Source organism: Shewanella sp. SP1S1-7 (assembly GCF_031932105.1).
Lineage (GTDB): Bacteria > Pseudomonadota > Gammaproteobacteria > Enterobacterales > Shewanellaceae > Shewanella > Shewanella baltica.
Genome location: NZ_JAUOEU010000037.1, coordinates 1 through 24,458, shown reverse-complemented (window position 1 = coordinate 24,458; position 24,458 = coordinate 1). Strand labels below are relative to the sequence as shown.

17 protein-coding genes and 2 pseudogenes are annotated in these 24,458 nt (G+C 46.9%); 11 read left to right on the top strand and 8 right to left on the bottom strand.

The window, feature by feature from the left end:
* Window positions 1-18: 18 nt before the first annotated feature.
* Window positions 19-2,076, bottom strand: coding sequence for a TonB-dependent receptor domain-containing protein (locus Q4Q49_RS19960; RefSeq protein ID WP_312000253.1), 2,058 nt, complete (start codon window positions 2,074-2,076; stop codon window positions 19-21).
* Window positions 2,077-2,743: 667 nt separating this feature from the next.
* Here Q4Q49_RS19960 and Q4Q49_RS19955 point away from each other — a divergent pair.
* Complete coding sequence (locus Q4Q49_RS19955) at window positions 2,744-4,327, top strand: methyl-accepting chemotaxis protein (RefSeq protein WP_312000252.1); 1,584 nt, start codon at window positions 2,744-2,746, stop codon at window positions 4,325-4,327.
* 117 nt (window positions 4,328-4,444) lie between these two features.
* Here the strand turns inward: Q4Q49_RS19955 and Q4Q49_RS19950 are convergent, their stop codons facing one another.
* Entirely contained in the window at window positions 4,445-5,563 is a 1,119-nt protein-coding gene (locus Q4Q49_RS19950; RefSeq protein WP_312000251.1) for a hypothetical protein, read from the bottom strand.
* A 229-nt stretch (window positions 5,564-5,792) separates the two neighbouring features.
* Here Q4Q49_RS19950 and Q4Q49_RS19945 point away from each other — a divergent pair, with 229 nt between their 5' ends.
* The 3 genes from Q4Q49_RS19945 (at window position 5,793) to Q4Q49_RS19935 (ending at window position 10,018) form a co-directional block, all read left to right on the top strand.
* Window positions 5,793-7,334 carry an esterase-like activity of phytase family protein gene (locus Q4Q49_RS19945; RefSeq protein WP_312000250.1) on the top strand — a complete coding sequence of 514 codons (1,542 nt, stop codon included), beginning with the start codon at window positions 5,793-5,795 and terminating at the stop codon, window positions 7,332-7,334.
* A 132-nt stretch (window positions 7,335-7,466) separates the two neighbouring features.
* On the top strand, window positions 7,467-8,357 hold the full coding sequence (locus Q4Q49_RS19940; protein ID WP_312000249.1) for a hypothetical protein: 891 nt from the start codon (window positions 7,467-7,469) through the stop codon (window positions 8,355-8,357).
* A gap of 269 nt (window positions 8,358-8,626) precedes the next feature.
* Window positions 8,627-10,018, top strand: a complete 1,392-nt coding sequence (locus tag Q4Q49_RS19935; RefSeq protein ID WP_312000248.1) for a hypothetical protein — start codon at window positions 8,627-8,629, stop codon at window positions 10,016-10,018.
* 72 nt (window positions 10,019-10,090) lie between these two features.
* Here the strand turns inward: Q4Q49_RS19935 and Q4Q49_RS19930 are convergent.
* Window positions 10,091-11,002, bottom strand: a pseudogene (locus Q4Q49_RS19930) (bile acid:sodium symporter family protein).
* 379 nt (window positions 11,003-11,381) lie between these two features.
* Between Q4Q49_RS19930 and Q4Q49_RS19925 the strand changes: the two are divergent.
* The 3 genes from Q4Q49_RS19925 to Q4Q49_RS19915 all read left to right on the top strand — a co-directional run bounded on the left by Q4Q49_RS19925 (window position 11,382) and on the right by Q4Q49_RS19915 (window position 14,055).
* Window positions 11,382-12,719 carry a coproporphyrinogen III oxidase family protein gene (locus Q4Q49_RS19925; RefSeq protein ID WP_312000247.1) on the top strand — a complete coding sequence of 446 codons (1,338 nt, stop codon included), beginning with the start codon at window positions 11,382-11,384 and terminating at the stop codon, window positions 12,717-12,719.
* 132 nt (window positions 12,720-12,851) lie between these two features.
* A complete protein-coding gene (locus tag Q4Q49_RS19920) occupies window positions 12,852-13,085 on the top strand; it encodes a hypothetical protein (protein ID WP_106649081.1) in 234 nt (77 codons plus the stop codon).
* A gap of 28 nt (window positions 13,086-13,113) precedes the next feature.
* Window positions 13,114-14,055, top strand: a complete 942-nt coding sequence (locus tag Q4Q49_RS19915; RefSeq protein ID WP_312000246.1) for a DUF4424 domain-containing protein — start codon at window positions 13,114-13,116, stop codon at window positions 14,053-14,055.
* A gap of 56 nt (window positions 14,056-14,111) precedes the next feature.
* On the opposite strand, the gene Q4Q49_RS19910 is transcribed toward Q4Q49_RS19915, so the two are convergent.
* Window positions 14,112-16,112 (bottom strand): ligand-gated channel protein, encoded by a 2,001-nt coding sequence (locus Q4Q49_RS19910; protein WP_312000245.1) that lies wholly within the window; start codon window positions 16,110-16,112, stop codon window positions 14,112-14,114.
* 124 nt (window positions 16,113-16,236) lie between these two features.
* Here Q4Q49_RS19910 and Q4Q49_RS19905 point away from each other — a divergent pair, with 124 nt between their 5' ends.
* Entirely contained in the window at window positions 16,237-17,250 is a 1,014-nt protein-coding gene (locus Q4Q49_RS19905) for a LysR family transcriptional regulator (RefSeq protein WP_259483573.1), read from the top strand.
* 78 nt (window positions 17,251-17,328) lie between these two features.
* Entirely contained in the window at window positions 17,329-18,210 is an 882-nt protein-coding gene (locus Q4Q49_RS19900; RefSeq protein ID WP_063882372.1) for a patatin family protein, read from the top strand.
* Here Q4Q49_RS19900 and Q4Q49_RS19895 read toward each other — a convergent pair.
* The 3 genes from Q4Q49_RS19895 to Q4Q49_RS19885 form a co-directional block, all read right to left on the bottom strand.
* On the bottom strand, window positions 18,194-19,135 hold the full coding sequence (locus Q4Q49_RS19895) for a LysR family transcriptional regulator (protein ID WP_006084548.1): 942 nt from the start codon (window positions 19,133-19,135) through the stop codon (window positions 18,194-18,196). The genes Q4Q49_RS19900 and Q4Q49_RS19895 overlap by 17 nt on opposite strands.
* A 28-nt stretch (window positions 19,136-19,163) precedes the next feature.
* Window positions 19,164-20,021 carry a DMT family transporter gene (locus tag Q4Q49_RS19890; protein WP_012090513.1) on the bottom strand — a complete coding sequence of 286 codons (858 nt, stop codon included), beginning with the start codon at window positions 20,019-20,021 and terminating at the stop codon, window positions 19,164-19,166.
* A gap of 126 nt (window positions 20,022-20,147) precedes the next feature.
* On the bottom strand, window positions 20,148-20,921 hold the full coding sequence (locus Q4Q49_RS19885) for a transporter substrate-binding domain-containing protein (protein WP_268649929.1): 774 nt from the start codon (window positions 20,919-20,921) through the stop codon (window positions 20,148-20,150).
* 160 nt (window positions 20,922-21,081) lie between these two features.
* Between Q4Q49_RS19885 and trmL the strand changes: the two genes are divergently transcribed.
* Window positions 21,082-21,546, top strand: coding sequence for a tRNA (uridine(34)/cytosine(34)/5-carboxymethylaminomethyluridine(34)-2'-O)-methyltransferase TrmL (gene trmL, locus Q4Q49_RS19880; RefSeq protein WP_012090515.1), 465 nt, complete (start codon window positions 21,082-21,084; stop codon window positions 21,544-21,546).
* Window positions 21,547-21,588: 42 nt separating this feature from the next.
* Here trmL and Q4Q49_RS19875 read toward each other — a convergent pair whose 3' ends face one another.
* Window positions 21,589-22,161, bottom strand: a complete 573-nt coding sequence (locus tag Q4Q49_RS19875) for a hypothetical protein (protein WP_312000244.1) — start codon at window positions 22,159-22,161, stop codon at window positions 21,589-21,591.
* Window positions 22,162-22,468: 307 nt separating this feature from the next.
* On the opposite strand from Q4Q49_RS19875, the pseudogene Q4Q49_RS19870 reads away from it, so the two are divergent.
* Window positions 22,469-24,423 (top strand): annotated as a pseudogene (locus Q4Q49_RS19870) (prolyl oligopeptidase family serine peptidase); the annotation flags it as partial.
* Window positions 24,424-24,458: the final 35 nt, after the last annotated feature.

Below are 24,458 nucleotides of genomic sequence, written 5' to 3'. Positions count from 1 at the left end.
GTTCGTTAAATCGAGCGCTTAAAAGCGGTACATCACAGAAACACCGAGATTTCTGGGGTCGATAATCGCCGCATAACCATCGGGGTAACTGCGGCTGGCGGGTTCATTTACCGTCAATGCATGCTCATCAAACAGGTTGTTTATAAAACCGCTGACTCTCCAGCTATCGGTTTGATAATCGAGGCTTAAGCGAGCCACCACATAGTCACCAGCCACCCGTGATTCGGTATTATTGATATCCGCAAAATACTCACCCACATAGTTGCCTGAAAAACCGAAAGAAAACGCATCGCCCAACCAATATTTTAAGCCCGCATTGGCGGTCATGTGCGGCGCCGAGTTCAGCTGATTGCCGATAATGTCACCATAGCTAGGATCCGCTTGTTTGATCTCACTATCGAGTAACCCTACGCCCGAAATAAATTGCAGGTTTTCGGTTAACATGGCACTAAATTCAGCCTCAATACCGTAGCTGACCGCTTTATCGATATTGGTAATTTTGCGGGCGCTATTAGACGCCTGATAACCATCAAAATCGTTGTAGAAGAGGTTGGCACTCAAGTTAACATCGCCATTGGCAAATGAGCTGCGACTGCTGAGTTCATAGGTATTGACGTACTCTTCGTCGTAATAGTAATACTCACTTTCGGCTAGCGACAGCGCACCGCCGCCCGAGTTATAACCCCGGCGAACACTGGCCGCCAAGGTCGTGCTGTCATTCAGCGCATATTGCAACACCAGCTTCGGCAGGGTGACGGTATTGGCATCGTCGAGTTTTTCCTGCAATTGGCTGCCCTGATAGAGCATATTGAAGTTACGTAATTGCTCGTCACGCATCACGCGGCCGCCGACAGTAACCCAGAGTGACTCGGCAAGCCCATAGGTTATTTCACCGTAAATGGAGGTGGACTTAGTGCTGTCATCACCACTGTAAACGGAACTGCCAGTACTGCCAAAATCTTGGCTGCGTTTAAAATACGCTAAACCCACAAAGCCGTTGAAGTCTTTATCTTTAAGGCCAAAACTGTATTTACCATCGACAGTGTAACTCTGGTCGCTCATATCGACATATTGCTGCGCCGTGACAAGGGGTTCATAGGATTCAAAGCCCCAGTCATAATCCATATAAGCCACGATGAGATCTAAGGCGCGCCCTTCACCGAGGTCATAATCAACTTTCACTGAGTGAGTCGTGGATTTAGTCTCGATATATCGCTGGAAAATAGGCTTAAACGTCCAAGGATCATCACCGGTAAAATAGTTACGTCCAGAGTCACCTTTCTCATCATTGTATGAAAAGCTGTAGAGCACTTTGAGATCTTCAATCGCACTCGGCTGCCACAGGAATTTACCGCGCCAGCGATTGGTGATCAGTTCATTTTGATCAAAAGTGGCGGGATTCGTCTCGTATTCCAAGCCTTTATTGTAGGTATCCCCTGTCACATTTTGTCCGCTCACCCTAAATGCCAACTCATCATCGAGGATCGGGCCTGAGAGCATCACAGCACTGTCGATAAAGTTATCTTGATTACGATAACCGACACGAGCCGCGCCTTGCCAATCGAAGGTCGGATCTTCGGTTTTAATAAACACTGTGCCGCCAATGCTGTTACGGCCGTTAATAGTCGATTGTGGGCCGCGATACACCTCAATTTGTTGGATATCCCATAGGCCAGTGTCACCAGTAAGATCGGCAACAAAAGGCTCAGCAACCCCATCGACTAAGGTGGATACCCGCGCCCGAGCGCCACCGGTAAAAGAGTTAAATCCAGAGGCAGAGCCGTTACCTGAAACCCCACGGATATCCGGCACAGAACCCGATAGCACCACCACGTTAGGTACTTCAGATAAAGCACTCGAGGTGGATTGATATTGACCGCTGTCGAGCGCTTCCTTGTCGATCACCGAAATAGAAGAGGTTGTATCCTTAAGACTACGTTCAATCTTTTCACCATAAACAGTAATCTTCTCAATAGGTTCAGAAGATTCAGCATCTACGCCTGCATAAGCTGAAGATATCAACAAACTCGAAACTATTGCGGCAATTGCACTTTTTTTAAACGCCCTGCATTCCATAAAAACCTCGACAGCGATCATTGATTAAACGGTGTTAGCTTGAAATGCCGACAATCTACATTAAAACAACCTTAAATCCAAATGATAACCAATATCATTTACATTAAGTTTATGACTTTGTGACTGACCGCAAATTTGCGTGTGATGATAAGTAAAAGAGTGAACCGGGAATAAGTGCGACTTACGTTGACAGGGACTAGAGCTTGTTGACGTTTTGAGATTAAATTTTGTTCGCCCTGACAAGCTCGTGATCGCGAAACAAAGAGTGAAGTGCCGTTATTCCTCCCAAATGAGGAGCAGATCGTGTAATTGATAGTACGAGCAGGAGCTTGCCAGACAAACCCTTTGGGCAGCGTTTGCGTGTTTTGCGATCTGCGTCACAATCGCCTTTTGCACTGTTAATAAGCTGTAGAATGGCGGCTAACCCTGCTTTATTTTTACCCTTAAAAATCAATTAACTGAGATATTATTGAATTTTAATTACACAACATATAACAACCAGGAGGTTATTTCAAACCAACAAAATAATAACAAACCTTTTAAAAACATAAATTTACGTCAAAAAGTCTCAGAATATCACCTTGCGACTGTGTAATTCCAAGCGTTAAAATGGCTGCCATATGTAATTTAATTACACATCTCTTGATTTATACCTCAGTAGGCCACCATGTTTAACAATGCAAAAACCAGCACATTGACGGCGCTGCCTTCAGTATTTTCTAGTATTCTATTGATCATTATCGGTATTTTCTCCTATCGAGGCTTTGCCGAACTCAATGACACCAGCAGCAAACTGGTCAACAATACCCAGCTCGCCGAAACCTTCACTAGTGTACGTGAATCCTTCTTTGAACTGCGTTTAGCAACATTAGTCCATAACACTGACGCCATCAGCTCACAACAACGAAATGTGCAGCTGCTCATAGAGAAACTCGCAAACTTTAACACCGATTTTATGGGGCCAGATGCCAGAACGATCCGTACGCTGTTGCCGCAAATTGAGCAATATGTGCGTCTGTATCAGCAAGAAATCAACTACGCCAAACAAACTGGCGCAGAGCCTGAACTAACACTCGAGCGCAAGGCCCTTGGACCCAAAGTAAGCAATGAGATTAATCAATTAGTTAAGTTGATCTCTCAGCGAAACCATGATCTTGGCAAACAAGCCGAAGACAAAGTGAACGCCACCGAGGCATTGCTCCTTGGCCTAATCCTAATTGCCATCGTCGCCTCACTCCTTAGTGCGCTCTTTATGAGCAAACGCTTAGTCAGGATAGTCAATGACATTAAGCTGGTAATGGAACGCCTAGCCAATGGCGACCTGACACATAAGACAAACATAAAGGGTGACAACGAACTCTGCTCACTCGCCACCGATCTCGATCGCGTTATCGATAATCTACGCCATATCATCTCGGATATTACCCAAGCCTCAGATCACATGTCTGACCAAATTGGCCAACTGAATGTGCAATCCAATACTAATAGTGGTGCGCTACAAACTCACGCAGTTGAAACCGACCAAGTCGTAACGGCCATGACAGAAATGAGCGCGACTGCCCATAATGTTGCTGGTGATGCCGCGTCTGCAGCCCAGTTTACTCAGCAAGCCAATGAACAAGCTGATAAATCGAAGAAAGCCGTTGAACAGGCCGCCAACACTGTGATTGCCTTGGTGACTAAAGTCGATGTCGCTGCTGATGCGATTAATGATATGAACGAAAACACTCGTCATATAGCCGCTATTTTAAATGTAATAGGCGAGATTGCCGATCAGACCAATCTGCTCGCGCTTAATGCGGCCATCGAAGCCGCCCGTGCAGGTGAACAAGGTCGAGGCTTTGCTGTTGTCGCCGATGAAGTGCGTACACTGGCCGCTCGTACTCAAGCCAGTACATCCGAGATTAATCAGATGCTTGAACGTTTACGCCGCGGTGCCGATGCAGCCGTGACCGCAATGGAGCAAACCAAACACAGTTGCCAACAAGCCGCCGACACAACCACTCTGGTAACGGAAAACCTCGATACCCTGACCGCTTATGTGTTCGATATTAATGGGCTCAGCACTCAAATCGCCACCGCCGCCGAAGAGCAAAGCGCTGTCACCGAAGAGATAAATCGTAATCTGACCACCATTCGTGAAATGGTCGATGAACTGAATCAAAGCGGTAAAGCCACCCTCAATAGCGCAACCTCTTTGGCCGCGACGAAAGAACAACTCGTCGGCGTGGTCTCGCATTTTAAGCTTTAAGTTTATATTTACTCGTCCACTCTCGACACAAATCCCTTGCGTGTCATAACTCGCAAGGGATTTCGCTTAATTTTTATTGAGTCACTATTTAACTGCAAAGAACGTATCAAGTCACGGCTACTGAATTACAGCTGGCCCAATATCACAGCTAGCATCACGGGAGATAATTGCAGCATGAAGATTATGATCACCCTCTAATACGACTTTTCCTTGCTCGACAAAGGTAATGAGTACTTCTCCAGTATTAAGACGATGGGGAGTCGGCTTAGCAATATTGCCGAAACTAGGCTCAACCACTAATTCCTCAACACCTAATTGACCATTAGGGTTCAAACATCGACGCCACAGGGATAATCCACTACTGCCTTGAATTGGGTAAACATAATAAATATCAATATTACCATCTGGTCTGGTAATAGCCTTAGCATCGTGCACTGTCACATCAGTCAAGTTAATAGGTATAGCCTCTGTCCAAGTTTTCCCTAAATTATGGGATAATCTAAAATGGGTCTTAATGATATAGACAGATTTACCGCTGGGCTGAGTTTGACTTGTGCGGAAGGATTTTTGAAAAAAATAGACTATATCACCACCGGAGAAAAATGAAAGATAAGGCATAAAACCTGAACTATCTATATCCAAGGGGCTATCAAATTTGACGCCATCATTACTTAGTGCAAAATAAAGACTGCAACATTTTTTGGCGGTATACACAATAGCAACACTGTTGCGACTAACTCGATGAAATTTAATATTACTTGATGGCGCAATCGCATCCTTTAATAATACCGGTTCTATTTCGACTAAAACCCCATTACGCAATTTGGCTCGAAATACATCAGCCTCAGACTTAAAGCTGCGGGCCTCAAGATAATACAACCAATCTTCGCCATTAAAGTTAACTAAACTCACGGACGAGACTATATTAGAAGGACTTTCAGGTAAAATATTGACTAATGAACCTTTATCTAACACGCCATGATCAAAATTTAAAGAAGTATACCTCAACCAAGCTTTTTCCATCTTATATCCACTCCAAGATTCATACACTAAAGTATTGGATGTTCCAGATTGGATTAGAGCACTTGCATATTGAATGGCGCTGGGATGCTCTACGCGCAGTATGCTTTCTCTTTTTAAAGGCAGTTCATTGCCACTCGCAGTAAATGAAAATGCAATAACAACATATATAATTACCCGCTTTATTATCATCCATTCACCAGGTAAATATTTCATATCTATTCATCCTTAAATATTGAACACAACTAAAAACAAACTGCGGGCTCAGCCAATCAACGACGCCATCATGGGCTTTCATACACAACCAACATACCGTATTACTCGTGAACACAGTATTCGTGCTCGATACGTTAAGCGGCACACTTGTCACATTTAGTTCACAGCCTAACTTTATATTACCTGCCAACAACATAGCTAATCACTTTAAGAATCGGGATATATTAAGATGAAAAATGTGCTCGTCACCTCAGGCTTGTGCCTGTCAGTTTTGCTACTGAGTGCTTGTAATTCGGATGATAAAGACATCAATAGCCTGACCACACAAACCACCTTAATTGGCGGTGATAACCACTGCTGGATGGGCGGCACTCGCACAGATTCGGGTCTTGATAACAACGATAACGGCAAGCTCGACAGTAATGAAGTGGTTGATAGCAGCTATGCATGTAACGCCGACCTGTTTACGGACAAAGCGGTGCATTTACCTTTCACTGTGCTGCGCGATGATTTAGACAATGGCGCTATGCCTGGTACTAAATTTGAAATTCGTAACGGCGGCTATGGCTCTGATGCAGCGCCCAACCCCAATATCCCTATTCAATTTTATGCCCTCACCGATCGCGGCCCGAATGCAGATTACAGCGGTAGTTTAGGCAAAGGAAAAATGTTTCCAACGCCTGACTACACGCCACGTATCGGTTTGTTTGAACTGCAAACCAATGGCACTATCACTAAGGTCAAAGACATCTTATTTAAACGCCCTGATGGCAGCTTGATCACTGGACTGCCTAATAGCAGTAGCCTTGGCGGCACAGGAGAAATCCCCTATGACGCAGCAGGTGAAGTCATTCGTCAAGACATGAGCCAGCCTTATAATGCCCAGACCAACCCCATCAAACTCGATGATTATGGGTTAGATTCTGAAGGTCTCGCCGCCATGGATGATGGAAGTTTTTGGGTCAGCGATGAGTATGGTCCACACATAGTGCATTACTCGGCTGAAGGGGTAGAAATAGCGCGGATTAATCCTTTCGCAGACGATGCACGCAACTTATATAGCCTACCGGCAGAATTTGCTCATCGCCGTGCCAACCGCGGGATGGAAGGGCTGACCATCACGCCCGATCAGTCGACACTTGTGGGCATAATGCAATCGACCATCTCCAATCCCGATAAGAGTGTTAACAACAATACCCTGACTCGAATCGTGACCATCAACTTAGCGACAGGCGCTATTAGCCAATATTTATATCAGCAAGAAATTGCCCAAAACTCTAACTCAGCAATCGTTGCCTTAAGTAACAGCCAATTTTTAGTGTTAGAACGTGATGGCAAGTTTTTTAATATCGACACTGATGTGATGAAGCATGTGTACAAGATAGATATCAGCGGCGCGACAGATCTCGAGACCGTCACTGCACAAGCTGATATAGCCCAAGATGCGGCGTTAGGTTTAACCATTAAAGGTAAAACCTTAGAGCAGGTAGCGCTAAGCGATGGCTGGGAGGCACTTGCAGCCAATGGCATCATACCCGCGACAAAATCACTGGTGCTAGATATGGCTGCCAAAACACAATATCCCCATGACAAAATGGAGGGTTTGTGGCTAATTGATAATAAGCGTTTAGGTGTGCTAAATGACGACGACTTCGCCACTTGGAGTAATAACAACACCTTAGAACAGAAATATCTCGATAGTGCGCAAAGTGACATCGACGGCAACACTTTGTATATCGTTGACGACTTACCCTTATCAGCTGATAAATAACCATTTAGTATTCAGCCGCATGAGTCATCACTTTCTTTAGTGGTGGCTCATGACACACTCAAATTGCAATAGAAGTCGTTATCACGAAAGCATAAACCACATAACATCAGCACATCACTTAAGGATTAACCGATGAAAACAGCTTCACAGACGATGACATCATTTACGTTAGCCTCAAGTGTCCTGCTCGCTTCATGTGTGGTACAAGCAAATCCTGTTGAAACATCAAGGGAATATAAGCTGCTGCTAGACCCAAGCCACTTTAATTACGCCACTCAAAGTACAACCGCCAATAACTATCTAACTGATGCTAAACAAGCTATTAGCAACGCAATTAGTCGCAATATCACAGGCTCTTGGGCATTAACCAAAGCTCGTCAAGTGGCCTTCTATGACACCCCAACCAGTTGTCAGCTAAAGCAGTTAGGTTATATCTTTCGTGACCGAACGAGCGATGGCCAAAGTGAAGTGACGCTCAAATTTCGCAGCCCTGATCGATTTATTGCTGACTTTGAAGATCTCAGCTCACCCGATAATCAAGCCGACACAAAACTCGAAGCCGACATCAGTACCGATATCAATAATGGCATCCGCATCGTGTATAGTCATTCAACCACCACGCCAAACACCCGCACCTTAAATGATATGGCCGATGTAAATAGTCATTTTTCAGGCTTTGCCGACACTTACGGTTTAAGTAACAATCTCACACTCACCAAAGTCGGTGGCCTTACGATTAATGAATATGTGTTTGAAGGCAGTGAAATCGATTTAGGTAGCATAGACGCCTCACTCGAACTCACGCTGTGGTACACCAGCTCCCCAAGTGCCTCGCAGCAACCCGTTATTGCCGAAGTGTCCTTTAAATATAAAGATCCCAATGGCAATTACACCGCCAAAGTCGTGCAAAGAGCTAAGCTGGCTTTAGACGCTATGGCGCAAATGAGTGCGTGGAACTCAACGAGTTCACTGACTAAAACTGCTTTTATCTATGCAGCAACACCCAATTTTTGCAGTCAATAACGACACACAAATCAGCGTCGTTAACATTGAGGCATAAAGCCGTAAAACGGCTATTGGGGCGGGTAAACTAGGTATCAAGGAAAATGTCGGTAGCTCCTTCAAACTGGCAATGCCACACATTAGTCACGGCAGTGCTATCGCTGCATTTTATCCGCAAGTCATAACTCTGTGATAAACAGCAGGGCTTGCTTGTAGCATAACAAGCCTCTATGTTAGCCAACTTCACTCGCACTACCGCTTGCAAGTACCCGCTTAACGACAAGGATGTTATGAAGATATTCACGATTGCGACTCTCCTATTACTGTTGACCCTAAGCTTTGCAGCAACGGCGGAAAAATCCGCGCTGGAACAGTTATTTGAGCAACAACAATACGACGTTTTCTTGCAACAAGCGCAGCAGCAAGCCGCAGAAAACAATGCTGAGGCGTTATTTCTACTGGGTAAAGCCTACCATCTCGGCTGCGGCGTCACCCAAGACAATGCCACCGCTAGCCAATACTATGAACAGGCCAGAGCCTTAGGTTCGGCCCGTGCCAGCCATAACCTAGGCAGTATGGCGCTGGATAATGATCGAAAAATGCTGGCCATCCCCTTGTTAGAAGAAGCGCTGGCGCGGGGTCTTAAACTACCGACCTTATATAACCTAGGCCGAGCACACAGTCCGGCAGATCCCATTTCAAGGTTCTATCTAACGAAAGCAATCGCAGCGGCGCAGCAAGCAGGGAGTTATTTTGGGCAAGCCTTTGAACTTCAACCAGATAACCTTTACTTGGATAGTGCCTCACGCGAGTATCTGCGCGCTTACTTAATAGCGATGCAAAGTGTCGGCAGCGAAAGAGAAAGCCTCGATCTCCCGCAGTTACGCCAGCAAGCCATAAAGTGGCTAGAATTGGGTATGGCAGCAGATGATGGTACGGCGTGGACAAACTACGGCGCCCTGCTGTTGAATGAAAATGACTACAGCGGTGCGAAAGCCGCATTTTTACAAGGTGCTAAGCGTCAAGTTGCCATCGCTAACTATCATTTAGGCAGCATGGAAGAGCGCGGTTTGGGCGCAGAGGCCAATAAAGTGCAAGCACTGGCATACTACGAGAAAGCAGCGTTAGCAGGCATGGAACAAGCGAAGGCTCCCGCTTATGAGCTGCTTAAGGCACAACTGGAATATGAAGACGATCTCACTAAGTTGGAACAAGGCATTGCCCGCTTTAATGCGCTAAAACAGCAAGATCAGTATGTTCCCATCTCACTGGACTCAGTTATAAATCGGCTGGCATGGGGCACGTTTCAGGCACAGCAGCGGCAACAGACTCTTTTGCTACCCACAGCGGCCAAAACCCAATTAAGCTTGCAGGCCTGTGGTTTAGGCTACAACCAATTGCATGGCAGCACATACAATATTGGAGAAAACTCACACTGGCGTATGGCGGCGTATCTAACCTTAGCCGACAAAATCGCTTTACCACTTGAAGGCAGAGTCGACGAGCATGGTTGTGCCAGCTTAACGATTGCCATGACAGATCAGCTGTATCGCTTGTTACAACAAGGTGCCGTATTCGGATTGCGCTTTCCTAACTACACCCTGCCACTGGCATTAAGCCGGCAAGAAAATATCTTGCAGCTGACACTCATGCCCGTCGAGACCCCATTACCGGTTAATTAGTCACAGCAATTTAAGCCTGTGGCCGCGCTTGCTAGGCCACAGGGATTGTTTATTTTCGCCAGCAACATCTTATTAATCTTGCGATTCCCTCGCCCAATATCCCGCTAACATGGCGCCTGATAGGTTATGCCATATCGAGAATATCGCGCTGGGGATGGCAGAAATAGGGCTAAAAAACTTGATACACAAAGCGGTAGCGAGACCAGAGTTTTGTAGGCCAACTTCAATGGAAATGGTTTTACAGACGGTATGGTTAAAGCCTAATAAACGGCAGCAAAAGTAGCCTAAAGCGAGGCCGAAACCATTATGTAAGAACACTGCCAGCAAAATAATGGGGCCAACTTTATCAAACTGATTGGCATTTAATGCCACGATAATGGTAATCGCCATCACGATTGCCAAGCTTGAAATCAACGGCAATGCGGGAGCGACTTTGGCCACCAGCGATTTAAAGAAATGATTGATGATCACGCCTGCGCTGACGGGGAACAGCACGATTTTCACTAAGCTCAGTAGCATATCGGCGAAGGGGATATCGATCATTTCGCCAATCAACAGCTTAATAATCAGTGGTGTTAACACTACGCCCGCTAAGGTCGACAGTGCCGTCATGGTTATCGATAAAGCCACGTCGCCTTTTGCCAAATAACAGACCACGTTTGAGGCGGTGCCGCCTGCCACGCTGCCCACCAACACCATGCCTATGGTGAGTTCCCTATCTAATCCTAATAACTAGCTGATCAATAATGCACTGAGCGGCATGACCGAAAATTGCAGTATCAGCCCAGTCAGCACGGCGCGTTTTTGTTTGAATGCATTAGCAAAATCCTGCAGATCTAAGGTGAGTCCCATAGAGAGCATGATGATCACTAACAGCGGCACTATGGCGGATTTAAGCTCAGTAAACCAACTCGGCATTAAATAAGCGGTCACCGCGCCTATAAGTGCTAACAGCGGGAAGAAGCGGTTTACGTTTACCAACATAGCTAGCCCTTTAGATCATGAGGTTATTTCATCGCTCGGATGATGACAGTCGAGCATTGGATAGACAAGCGCTAATCCGTCAGCAATAAAAGCCTTTAATGGTGATATTTTAATCTCCATATTTCGACTGACACCTTAAGTTAACTCCCCAAATTCACAGTAGATTCCGCCCCAAAGCACAGGATAAAAATGCATTCTTGATCGCTAAAACATGATCTGCTTAACAAAAAGCCCGTGATTTCCTTGTTAGGAAACCGTAACTTATAACCAGTTCACGTTTTAACAATTACATACGATGTAGTCTTATTGCGCTAGGTGGTCGTGAATTACCTAAAGCAATTTCGGTGTTTACGGTTAGCACTCACAGATAGGAATCGTTATGTCTTCAGTTATCCAAACGCTCAGCGGCGCGACCGCAACGCCTTATCAAGCGAATATTACCGTCCCTAACTGGATGCTCGGCTCGATGGAACGAGTCATGCAGTACTACGTCGATAAGAATCTTCGCCTCGATACCCTTTCCGCAGAAATGATGCCAGCGCCCGTAGAAGGCAAAAAGTATATGCTGTACGCGCATATCCCCTTCTGCCATACCCTGTGTTCTTACTGCACCTTCCACCGTTTTATGTTCAAGGAAGACAAGGCGCGCGCCTATTTCATCTCATTGCGTAAAGAGATGGAAATGGTCAAAGCCCTCGGCTATGACTTTGAATCTATGTACATTGGCGGTGGCACCACCACAGTATTAGAAGATGAATTAGCCCGTACTATCGAACACGCTAAAACCCTATTCCCGAGCATTAAAGAAGTCTCCTGCGAGTCCGATCCGCAGCATTTAGATAGCCCAGGCTTTAAGCAACTCAAAGGCCTAGTGGATCGCATGTCCATCGGCGTACAAAGTTTTAATGACGATATTTTAAAAATGACTGACCGACTCGATAAGTTCGGTACGGGTCAACAAACCTTCGACAAGATCATGGGCGCCAAAGAGCTGTTCCCAATTATCAATGTCGATCTGATTTTTGGTTTCCGCGGCCAAACCGATGAAGTGATCCAACACGATCTCGACATGGCATCGCGCTTAGATCCAAGACAAATTACTACCTATCCGCTGATGATCACCCATCAGACTCGCAAGAGTGTGAAAGGCAAGTTAGCGGCGCCGCAGGCGGATATGGCTAACCAATATCGCCAGATCTTAAACAGCCTAAATGGCCAATATAATCAATTGTCTGCATGGGCATTTGGTAAAGCAGATGACGAAGGGTTTGACGAATACGTTATCGATTACGACGAGTATTTAGGCGTAGGTTCTGGCTCATTCAGCTTCTTGAATGACACCCTATATGTAAACACTTTCTCGTTGCGCAAGTACCAAGAACGCATTGCCGCCGGCCACATGGGTGTCGAGCAGCAAAAGAACTACAGCAAAAAAGACGTGATGCAATACCGCTTCTTGCTGGGCATGTTCTCAGGCCGTTTATCACGTAAATATTTCCGCGACACCTTTGGCGTCAACTTAGATACCGCCTTGTTTAAAGAAATGACGTCGATGAAACTGATTGGCGCGATTAAAAATGATCCAACCGATCCCGACAAGCTGATCGTCACCGATAACGGCAAGATGATGGGTCTATTGATGATGAAAGAGTTTTACGCCGGTATGGATAACGTACGCGCTCAATTGCGTAAACCGCTCAAACCCTGTGATATGTAACACTTATTGATGATTATTGATTCATAAAGACTAAACAGGCCCTTCGAGGGCCTTTTTGTTAACTCGGTTTAAAGGTAGTCTTGCCCAGTGCTATTAATTGAGCACAATCCCAACAATAAAGGAGTATTCGTTATGGGTTTTAATGAACAAGAAAAACATGCTTTATTGGCACTCAAAGGCGTTGGCCCCACTGTGATAAAGCGCTTCGAAGAAATAGGTATCAGTTCACTGCAACAACTCGCCCAACACGAAGTGGATGATATCGCGAACTTAGTAGCCAGCATGCTACGCACCACGTGTTGGAAAAACAGTCCCCAAGCGCGAAACGCCATCGCCGCGGCTATTGAGCTTGCTCGCCGCAGCTAGTCTGATCTTTCTTCCCCTCGAGATGTTTATGCCATCTTATTTTCGCATCTTAACTTGCACGATAACCGCGCTGTTATTTAGCACTCCGGCTTTTGCCAACGACAGCAGTTTTGGCGATGCTAATGGCTCTATTACCCTGAAATATCAGCCTAATATCAGTATGGATAAAGAGTCGCTCTTTATCAGCGAGACCGAAGTCAGGGTCGATTATGTGTTTACCAACACCAGTTCGCAGGATCTTATCGTCCCCATCGCCTTCCCCATGCCACCGATGTTTTTTGGCTCCGCCGATCACAGCAGCATTGATAACTTCACCCTTAAAGTGAATGGCAAAACCCAGCCAACTCAGCACAGGCTTGTTGCCCAACTTGCCGATAAAACCGATATTTCAACCGAGCTGAAACAGCTTGGTTGGGGGGTAGATGAAGTCGCTTACTTTGCCGAATATGCCGAAATTCCCAAGGGTAAGTCTGCACTCCCACAGCAATGGTTGGATGAGAACCAGCAAATCGCCTTTACCCTAAGTGATTACTTTGTGTGGCAACAAACCTTTCCCGCGGGCCAATCTGTCGCAATCAGCCATAGCTACAGCCCGAGTATTTCAACGGGTGTTCCCTATCCCGCCAGCGAAATTATCGATACTCATACTGAACTGGCCTGTTTAGATGAAAGCGCCAAACAAGGCATTAGGAAGCGCAACCTTATCGTTAAACAAGACGGTGAAGATCAGGAGATTGGTGTCGAATGGAGCCACCTTAGCTATATTTTGGTGACGGCCAATAACTGGCAAGGGGCGATTAAGGACTTCAAACTCACCCTGAAAAAATCCCAACCCACAGATCTCATCAGCTTGTGTTTTGATGGCGAGCTTAAAAAAACCGATCCACTCACCTTTGAATTCCAACAAAAACAGTTCACGCCAAAGCAAGATCTCAGCATACTGTTTATTCGTAAACCGAATATTGAATAATCAAAAAAGAAGCCAGCTAAGTGCTGGCTTCTTTCAGGACGAGATATGTTTTTAATTTAAAAACTATAGGTCATACCTAACCAGTAGCGGCGGCCGTCTTCGATATAACCGTATTCCTCTTGGGTAATGTCCTTATCGAAGGCGTTATAAATACCCGCGCTAAATTTCAGGCTATCGTTCAACTGATAGTTAGCGCCCAAATCTAGCAGAGTGTAAGAAGGGGCGATTAAACTGCTCGATGACGGTCCCGTCGTCGGTTGGCTCTCTTCGCCACGGTAGTTGACTCTCAACCAAGTGCTTAAGTTATCAATAGGCTCGTAGTTGAACGACGCTTGGATCAAATGCTTAGGCAATTGATTCAATGGGCTGCCTTTGTAAGCCCCCGTCTTTTGCTCTGAATCCGTGTAAGTGTAGTTACCCGTAAAGCTCAGGTTTGAGCGAATCCGATAGTCGATACTCAGCTCAATCCCTTGAGTCACAGCATCGTCGATATTCACGTAAGTGGTTGGGTCGGAACCAAATTGATTGGGGCCATCGGTACATTGAGTCGCAGGACAGGCCACGCGGGTGATCTTATCTTTAAACTCGTTATAGAACACGCCCGCACTGGCGGTAATGCTCTCGGTCAGATCCGAATACACACCTAACTCATAGTTCACTGAGGTTTCGGGTTGTAAATCTGGATTACCGTACATGTTGCCGCCACGGCTCACTTGTCCCCAATCGGGCACTGTCTGGCGCAAACTCGGCGCCCTAAAGCCCGTCGACACGCCGCCCTTTAAGGTGGTGCTGTCGGTTAATCCCCAAACGCCGTAAACACGCGGGCTGACATGGTGACCAAAGTTTTCATCATCATCCAAACGCAGCCCCATGGTCAGGGCAAAGTTATCGACTATGCGCCATTCATCCTCAGAAAATACCGACCATTGTCTGCGGCTGATATCGGTTAAGTCGCTGACCTGATTGCCGGTTTCGTCGGTTAAATCTTGATGGTTAAAAGCCGCACCAAAAGTCGCCGTATGGCTTTGGCCTAAGGTGGTGATCAGGCTAGATTGTACATCCGTGTTAGTGATCTTCATCTTGCGGGTTTTGTTATCGAAAACCTCATGCTTGATATAAGAATCCGAGGTACCAAAGTCCCAACGCCCTGTGTGTGACAGCGAAATGGTGCTGTTTTCGTATTCTGTCGTTGAAGATTGAGGACAACCGCGACGACCGCAGGCTTCGCCCGGCGCCAGCGGTGTAACGGTTTTGCCTAAGCTGCTGTCGAGTTCTTGGTTAGAAGTGCCAACTTCGAGCATGATGTCATGGTTATCATTGGGGGTGAGCGCAAAACGCGCGGTCAGATTTGTCGCATCGCGGCCACGGTAACCGCCATAGATATTATCTTCTTCACGCTGAGTGTATTGACCGTAGAGTTGCATCCCCAGCAGATCTTTAATCAAACCACCGTTGACGAAAAAGTTGCCTTGATACACATTTCCCGAGGTCGACTTTTCCTGCAATGTCGTGTCGAGTCGCACTTCACCCTGCCACTCGTTCGGCACTTTACGGGTGATAATGTTGATCACGCCGCCAATGGCATCCGAACCATAAAGTGATGACATAGGTCCGCGAACGATTTCAATTCTATCGATGGCCGCCAATGGTGGCGTCCAAGCGCCTTCAACACCTGGACCGTCGCTGTTAGTACGTGTCTCGCGCGAAGATTGGCGTTTACCATCCACTAAAATTAACGTGTATTGGCTGCCCATGCCCCGCAGGCTGATGTCCTGACGGTCAGCGCCGCCGGTAATCACCACACCGGGAACTTCTAACATGGCATCGGTTAAGTCGCGATAGAAGCGGTTATCCAGATCCTCACGGGTAATCACACTGATAGATGCGGGCGCGTCGCGAATTTGTTGTTCAAATCCCGATGCGGTCACTACGATTCTTTCCATCATCTTTTCTTTATCAGGCGCGGTATCCGCAAGGACATTTGTCACAGGTACTGCGGGCAACAAACATAAAGCGGTGATCACTTGAGCGAGGTACTTCTTACGACTTAACAACATAACCGACAAGTCTCCATTGGGCACAGATTGTAAATGAGAACAATTTTCAATACGGCAATGTATCCCTATGTTACAATCAGCTCAAGTTAGACTTTAGGTATTCACTTGTAAGAGTTACTTAAAAATGAATAAAAACATGATCAAAGGCATGATCGTTTTTGCGGCAATCGCAGAAAAGGGCTCAATGAGTGCCGCAGCGCAGCAGTTAAACCTCAGCTCCTCAGCGGTAAGTCAACAAGTGACTAAGCTCGAAATGGATATGGGGATCAGTCTATTCCACCGCAATACTCGCAATCTTACCCTCACAGAGGCGGGCAGCTTGTTCTATGAGAATTGCCGAAAAGTCATCGCGATAGTCGAAAGCACTGAGCAGAAACTCAATAACTTGAAAGGAATTCCTTCGGGGGAATTAAAGATTGCCGCGCCCATAGGTTTTGGCGGCGGCTTGTTGAGCGAGCCCTTTAACTACCTATTAGCGGCGCATCCGCAGATAAGTTTGAATTTACTGCTACAGGATGGCCCAATAGATATAGTCAACGAGGGCATAGATCTGGCGATTTGTATCGGTCCTTTATCAGATTCCAACTTAATTGCCCGCCACTTAGCCGATTGGCGCATGTTGCTGTGCGCCTCACCCGATTATCTGCCAATGCATAAAATTTTTAAGCATCCCGCTGAATTGGCGGCCTTTAATCGCATTAATCACCCCTGCGCTAACAGTGAAACCTTAACTCACGTCCGCAACAAAGAATGCTTCGAGCTGACAAGCCAGCGCATTACGGTCAACAATATGCAGGCATTAATCCAACTCACTCTCGATGGTCTCGGATTTGCCGCCCTGCCCGAACCTGAAGTGCACAAATATCTCGAAAGCGGCCAGCTTGTCACCCTCTTACCCGAGTGGTCACTCAATACCTACAGCGTTTATAGCGTCACTTCGGCGCGGGATAAGCAGCCCGCGAAAGTGAAAGAAGCGCTCAATACACTTAGCCAATACTTCAGTCAGGCGGATTTTACCCCTGCCGTTCAATCTAAACAGCCTGTTCAAAATGGTGGCACAAAGGATTGCGTGACCAATATTTTACCCATAAAGCCCAAGCAAGCGTCCCATCACACCAACGTCGATCACGCATCTTAAGTGTGCCTTTTGCGCATTCATTTCTGCGCTAAGCTGAGGTATTCTGCTGGGATAAACCAATAAAAAAGATGTAACTCAATGAAAGATGTGGCCTTAGTGTTGGAAGGTGGCGGCCTTCGAGCCATTTATACCGCAGGTGTGTTAGACGCGTTTTTGCAGCAGTCGCTCAACTTCAGCTATGTGATTGGGGTGTCTGCGGGCGCCATTTATCCAGCTTCCTATGTGTCACGCCAATTTGGGCGTAATCTTCAAATTCAGCAGCAATATCTCAACGATAAACGCTATATGGGCCTGCGCCATTGGTTGGCGACAGGCAACTATGTCAACACAGACTTTACCTATCGCCGCATGGCCTATGAGTTACTGCCATTTGATTTTGATACATTTTTAAATAGTCATACCGAATTTAAGGTCGGCGCCTTTAACTGCAATACAGGGAAAACCGATTACTTCGGTATGGCCGATTTTAATGACCACGATAAATTACTCGACGTGCTCATCGCCTCCTCTAGCCTGCCTTTTATGTCTAAACCCAGCGTGATTAACCAACACCATTACCTCGATGGCGGCATCGGCGAACCGATACCGTTAGCGCAATCACGCAAAGATGGTTATGCACGCCAAGTGGTGATCTTGACTCAAGATCAGCATTACCAAAAGTCCGCAATGAAAATGAATTGGTTAGCCCACAAAGCCTACAAACGCTACCCCGCAGTTGCCCATGCGTTAAGTGAGCGCCACCGAGTTTATAATCACGCATTAACCGAGTTAGACCAAGCCGTTGCAGCGAATAACGCCTTTGTGATCCGCCCAGCACTGCCGCTTAATTTATCCAGGCTCGATCGCAATATCGATAAAGTGACCGCCGTCTATCAACAAGGGCTAGCGGATGGAAAAGCAGTCTTACCCACATTAACCGCTTGGTTAGCGGCGCCAAAAGAGCCTAAACCCGAGGCGTAATCGACGGCAGCACTTGGCTAATGATCAACTCACGTAGCCATTTATGGCTCAAGTCATGCTCGAAGTGTTTATGCCACATCAATAAATACGCGCCGGGGATCAGCTTGATAGGCGATGGTAAAGACTGAAGCTCGAAGGATTTCATCACAGCAAATGCATAACGGGACGGCGCGCAAAGAATTAAATCGCTTTGTTCACACAGAGCAAGAGCGCTCTGAAAGTCGGTCATGTTCACGGCGATATCGCGCTGACGGCCCTCAAGTTGCAGCACATCATCCAGCAACCAATGCTCTATGCCACCAAAAGCCACTTGCAGATGGCGATAGCTCAAGAAGGTGTCTAAATTCCACTCTTGTGCTAACGCCGGATGATCGCGGCGCATCAAGCACACAGTATAATCCTGCACTAGCTCGACATGGCACAAGTCGTCGGGAATATGATTCACATGCATGGGCGAACGCTCGTCCCACTCGCGGCAACCTATGGCTAAGTCGATGTCGCAGCGCAGTAATCTGTCCATAGTATCGAGCCGCCAAGTTTGGCAATTGAGACTCACACCGGGCGCTTGGGCGAGCAGCGAGGGCATAAAATGCGGAAAAGTGAGCGAGTATGTGGTCTCAACCAAATGCATTCTAAACTGCCGCTGACTTAAGGCGGGCTCAAAGGTATCGGGCCGGGTAAATTGCGCCAATTGCTGTAAACATTGGCGCAACTCAGGCGCGAGCGACAAGGCTTTAGGCGTCGGTTTTAGGCCGTAGGCGGTGCGCTCAAACAGAGGATCATCAAATACTTCCCTCAAGCGCGTCAGTTGTTTACTCACCGCCGACTGGCTCAAATGCAAACGCGCCGCAGCGGCGGTCACACTTTGCTCCTCAAGCAGGATTTCCAGTACGGGTAGTAAATTCAGATCCAAACGTTTTAGCATCTATCCCTCATTTACCCCAAAATACTGACTAGGGCTGCACTTTTTTAAATGGGTTTAACCTTAAATTCTGTGGCAATTTCATCAATAACAGCGACAGTAATATCACACCTATCCCCGCCCACTGACGCATGTCTAAGGTCTCACCCACAATCAATACGCCTAATGATACGGCAACCACGGGATTGACTAAAGCGACCATGCCCATGATTTCTGGTCCTAAATTTCGCATCGACCACAGCCAAGCCCAATAAGCGATGGCGGTGTTGGCAATCACTAACCATAGTAACGACGGCACCACTGTCAGGCTAGGTAACTGCGGCGGGCCCGCCATAAACCATGCCAGCGGAATTAACATCAAGCCGCCCAAAAACAGTTGCCATGCTGTGAGCACTAAAAAGTCACCCACATCCCACTTTTGCATCCAGCGAGAAGAGAAAGCAATTAACGTCGTGGCACTCAACATGCACAACACGCCGATAGGATCGAGATCCGCCGACGGGTTTAGCAGTAAAATCACTCCTCCTAATCCCATCAAACCTAATAGCAACCACTTCATCCCAGGGCGTTTTTTATCTATCACCCAAGCTAAGATTAAGAAAATTAACGGCAGCGTCGCCCCTAAGGTACCCGCCACAGCGCCCGGCAAACGATACGCACCGATAAACAGCAGCGCAAAGAAGGCGCCAATATTACAAAACGCCAGCAAGCTTAATTTAGACCAAGCCAGCGTTGGTAAACGTGGACGCAGCATCAACATCAGTATTCCCGCAGGCAGCGCGCGCCACACCGCCACCCAGTAGGGCGACATATCATGTAAGTAGAGACTCACTAACGCATAGGTCGTCCCCCAAAATACAGGGGCGAGTAAGGCGATGACAAAAGGCATAATAACTCTTTAAAAAGTATCTTGATGTGAAGATATATTATTCTCAGTCTTCACTCCTAGCAAGTGAAGTTTATGAATATCTCGTTATCGGCGGGAGTTAGTTAGGTTAACTATTTGATTTAAAAACTAAGGTTGCCAGTCATTGTAGGACAGATGGATAGTTTGATAAATCTGGCTTAATTCTCCAGTCTGCCGCAGTAATTCAATCATGCGAGTCAAATATGCATCCACGGCATCCCCTTCGGGGCCCTTGGCAATCACAAACACATCTTCAAAATCGCCAAAGTCTTCACGGTGGATATTATGCAATTTCAACTGTTTCAGCATCATATCGGCCTCTTCCTGCGCCCAAACGAAGGCATCGATACGGCCATGGGAAAGTTTTAGCAAAGAACGTTTAATGGTTATCGAAGGTTCCGCAGGGATAGGCATGTAATCTGGAATCGCCTCCACGGTAAATACGCGCCCCGTTTGCTGTTGATCAAATAACATGGCCTTCGTAATCGGCTTATCCACATTGGTATAAAGCACATGGGTGACTTGCCCAAATGAAACAGTGCTAAAACGGTAAGATAAGGCATCTAACGCGGCATTATTACGGATGGCGGGCAAACCAAAATCAGCACGACCAAGCGTCACGCCTAGCATAGCCCGTGAAAGCGGAAAAACCTTAATCTCAATTTCAACCTCAGGATCTGCCCTATCAATTGCTTTAACCAGTTCCACAAATGGCCCTGTGCCATCGGCATTAATTAATCCAGGGATCTCCCCTAAATAAGCCGTCATCTGCCGCTTGCCGCCAGCATTAGTGACAGCATCATCCGCGGCATAGGCTGGGGTGAAAATGCTCTGAAGGAAAAGCACAGAAAAAATACACAAGGTAATAAAGTGACTGAACATGGGTGGTCCCTCGGTGGCTTTCTCAAGCTTAGCAGAGGACAACGATTGTGGCGTTCATTCCTCGCATCCAAATGAGAACGTGATAAAGCATCACTCAGTCACTGCGCTTAAGCCTTGTTTGCCGTATAATCAGCCGTCATTTTTCTATAGGCGGGCCAGCATGTTCCATATCGCACTCTATGAGCCAGAAATCGCACCCAACACAGGTAATATCATTCGCTTATGCGCCAACAACGGCAGCCAACTTCATCTAATTGAGCCACTCGGGTTTGATTTTGAAGAGAAAAAACTGCGCCGCGCGGGCTTAGACTATGCTGATTTAACCAATGTGACTCGCCACAAAGACTTCGATGCCTTCCTCGAAGCCATGGCAGGCAAGCGCATTATGGCTTGTACCACTAAAGGCAGTCGCCCGCATACTGAGCTGACTTTTGCGAAAGATGATGTGCTGTTATTTGGCCCTGAAACCCGTGGTCTGCCGATGTCGATTATCGAATCTATCCCGACTGAGCAGCGATTACGTATTCCAATGGCGGCCACCAGTCGTAGTTTGAATCTGTCAAATGCGGTGGCGATTATCAGCTATGAAGCGTGGCGCCAACTGGATTTTGCTGGCGCACTTTAAACGCTGTCGAAGCTAAATCGCTGATTTGTGGCTAAGGGGCGGCTAAGGAGATGGCGCGACAGGCGTCATCTCTATCCCACGAAACAGCTGATAGCGATCAACATCATCGTCTAAATATTGAATATTCTGCGTCCATTGCCATCCCCCCGCTTGATTTTGAGCCCGAGCCTGAGTCTGAGTCTGAGTTTGAGCATCAAAGAGTAACTGGATCAACGCAGGTCTCGCATTAACAACGCCTTCCCCTAGTAGGGAATAATCTCCATTTTGTCGATATAAACTAAAGACTTGTTGTTTATCTTCCGCCACACCGTCGTAATAGGTCAGTAATACTTGATCGCCCTGCTCCCTAAACCACCAGGTTTCACTAAAAGGCGCCCGCGTGCCGATACTCACAGATAAGATCAACTGGCGCTGATCGTGGGAGCAAAAGCCCGTTACAGCCACTTTTTTCGGAATCTCCCCCGCCTTGGCAGCATCACCCGCCCATTGCCCCACCAATTGTGGACAAAATTCCTTGAAACTGACCTTAGCGGCCATGACTGAGGAGGACGAAAACACGCTCAGCACAATGGCAAGACCCAGCATAAGGTTTAAACGGTCGATTTTAAGCGGCATATCTCTAGCACCTACCCGAAACAGATCAATACATTAGCGTTAAAAGTATCAATCGACAAATTCCCCATCACAAACGATTCCTTTAACGACGGAATGAGCGCTTTGGTATTGCAGTTAGCCTGACAGTTTACCGCCTACATCCGCCGCTTTTGAGCTGAGATGCCCAACAAAGATTCACAGTTGCTTACATAACAGCTTATTCAGGCATGGCGGGTTTTCATGCTAACTTGCCACTTAGCAAAAATACGCAACATCATAATTCTAGTAACTGTTTGTATCACAAGGAGACTCATAGTGAAGAAGACAGGCATTTGCAGAACAGGGCAAACCACTCTCAGCAGAATTGCTTTGGCAACTCAAACGTATCGGTAGCCCGATTGTCTCCCCCACGGGCGAGCACATTATCGCGCCAGTCACAGAGTACGATCTCAAAACGGATAAAGGCTCAACCCAGCTGTGGCGTTTCGATGGCAAGCAAAACCGAGCCATCACAGCCAATGGTTTAAGGGTGAGCGAGCCCGTGTTTTCCCCCGACGGCAAAACCTTGGCATTTGTAAGTAAGCGCAATGAAGACGAGGCGAGCCAAATTTACCTGCTGCCGATGGACGGTCCGGGTGAAGCGCAGCGCTTAACCGATATTCCCACAGGCGTTAACAGTATTAAGTGGGTTGGCAAGCATCTGTATTTCATCAGCAATATCTTTCCTAATCAAAGCTGGGAGGAAATGAAAACCCAGCTCACCACAGATACAGACAATAAGGTTTCCGCCCATCAATGGAACGCCTTGCCCTATTCCCAATTTGATCACTGGTTAGATGAACGTCGTCAAGCCCACGTATTTAGAATTCCGGCCAAAGGCGGTAATGTCGAAAACATCACCCAGCCTGCGGGCCATGAATTACCACGATCAGATCAAAGCAGTGCAAGCTATGATGTTTCCCCCAATGAACGCTGGATCGCCTTCAATGCCTATGGCTCAGAGAATAAAGTCGATCCTAAAATTGATATATTTCTCGCTGCGATTGGAGGCAACAAGGCCGAAAATCTCACCGCAGATAATCAAGCGCCAGATCTGAATCCTAGCTTTAGCCCTAACGGTAAAACGCTCGCCTTTACCCGCCAGAAAATTCCCGGTTTCTACGCCGATACCTCAAGGCTGATGCTGCTGGATATCGACAGCCGTAAACTCACAACACTCACATCTGACTGGGACCGTTCTGTCTCTCAATTCAGTTGGACACCCGACAATAAGGGCTTTTATGCCACTGTGGAGGACGCAGCCACAAACCGCATTTACTCTATCGATGCCAAGAACGGCAAAGTAAAAGCCATCACAGAGGCAACCGATTTTAGCCAACCCGCCATAGGCAAAGACGGCGAACTGATTACCACCAATCAGAGCTTTTTGTATCCCGCTCGCTTGGTCAGCATCAATCCTCGTAATGGTAAGATTGAACGCCTAGAAAACTTTAACGACGATATTCTTAAAGATGTCGACCTAGGCACTTATGAATCAGTGACCTACAAAGGCTATCAAGGTAAAGATATTCAAATGTGGGTTCACTATCCCGCAGGGTTTGATCGCAGCAAAAAATACCCACTGTTTATGCTCGCCCACGGCGGGCCACACAATGCCATTACCGTTGGAACGCGCAAACCTTTGCCTCTTGGGGTTATGTCACAGCGTGGCCAAACTTCCACGGTTCGAGCGGCTTTGGTCAGGAATTTGCCGATTCCATCAATCCCGATTGGAAGACAAAACCCCTTGAGGATGTGCTCAAGGCGGCAGACTGGTTTAAACAACAAAGCTGGATAGACAGTGATCGCATGGTGGCGGGTGGTGCAAGTTATGGTGGTTACCTGACCTCGATTATTTTAGGTCAGCCGCATCCCTTTAAAGCGCTGCTGATCCATGCAGCGGTTTACGACATGTATGCACAAATGGCATCGGACTTTGCCGTACACAGCACCCGATTTGGCAACTATTGGGATAATCCAGAACTGTATAAAGCCATTTCGCCCCATTACTTTGCGGCTAACTTCAACACTCCAACCTTAGTCAGTCATGGTCAACTCGATTACTTAGTGCCGGCGACCCAAGGTTTCGAGCTGTTTCACACCCTGCAAAGTCGACATGTTGAATCGCGGATGATTTATTTCCCCGATGAAAATCACTGGATTATGAAGCCCAATAACTCAGTCTACTGGTATAACGAAGTGAAGAAGTGGATGACCCACTTTGCCGAACCTGGCGCGCGTTAAACACCATCCATAAGATACAAAAAAGGTCTGCAATG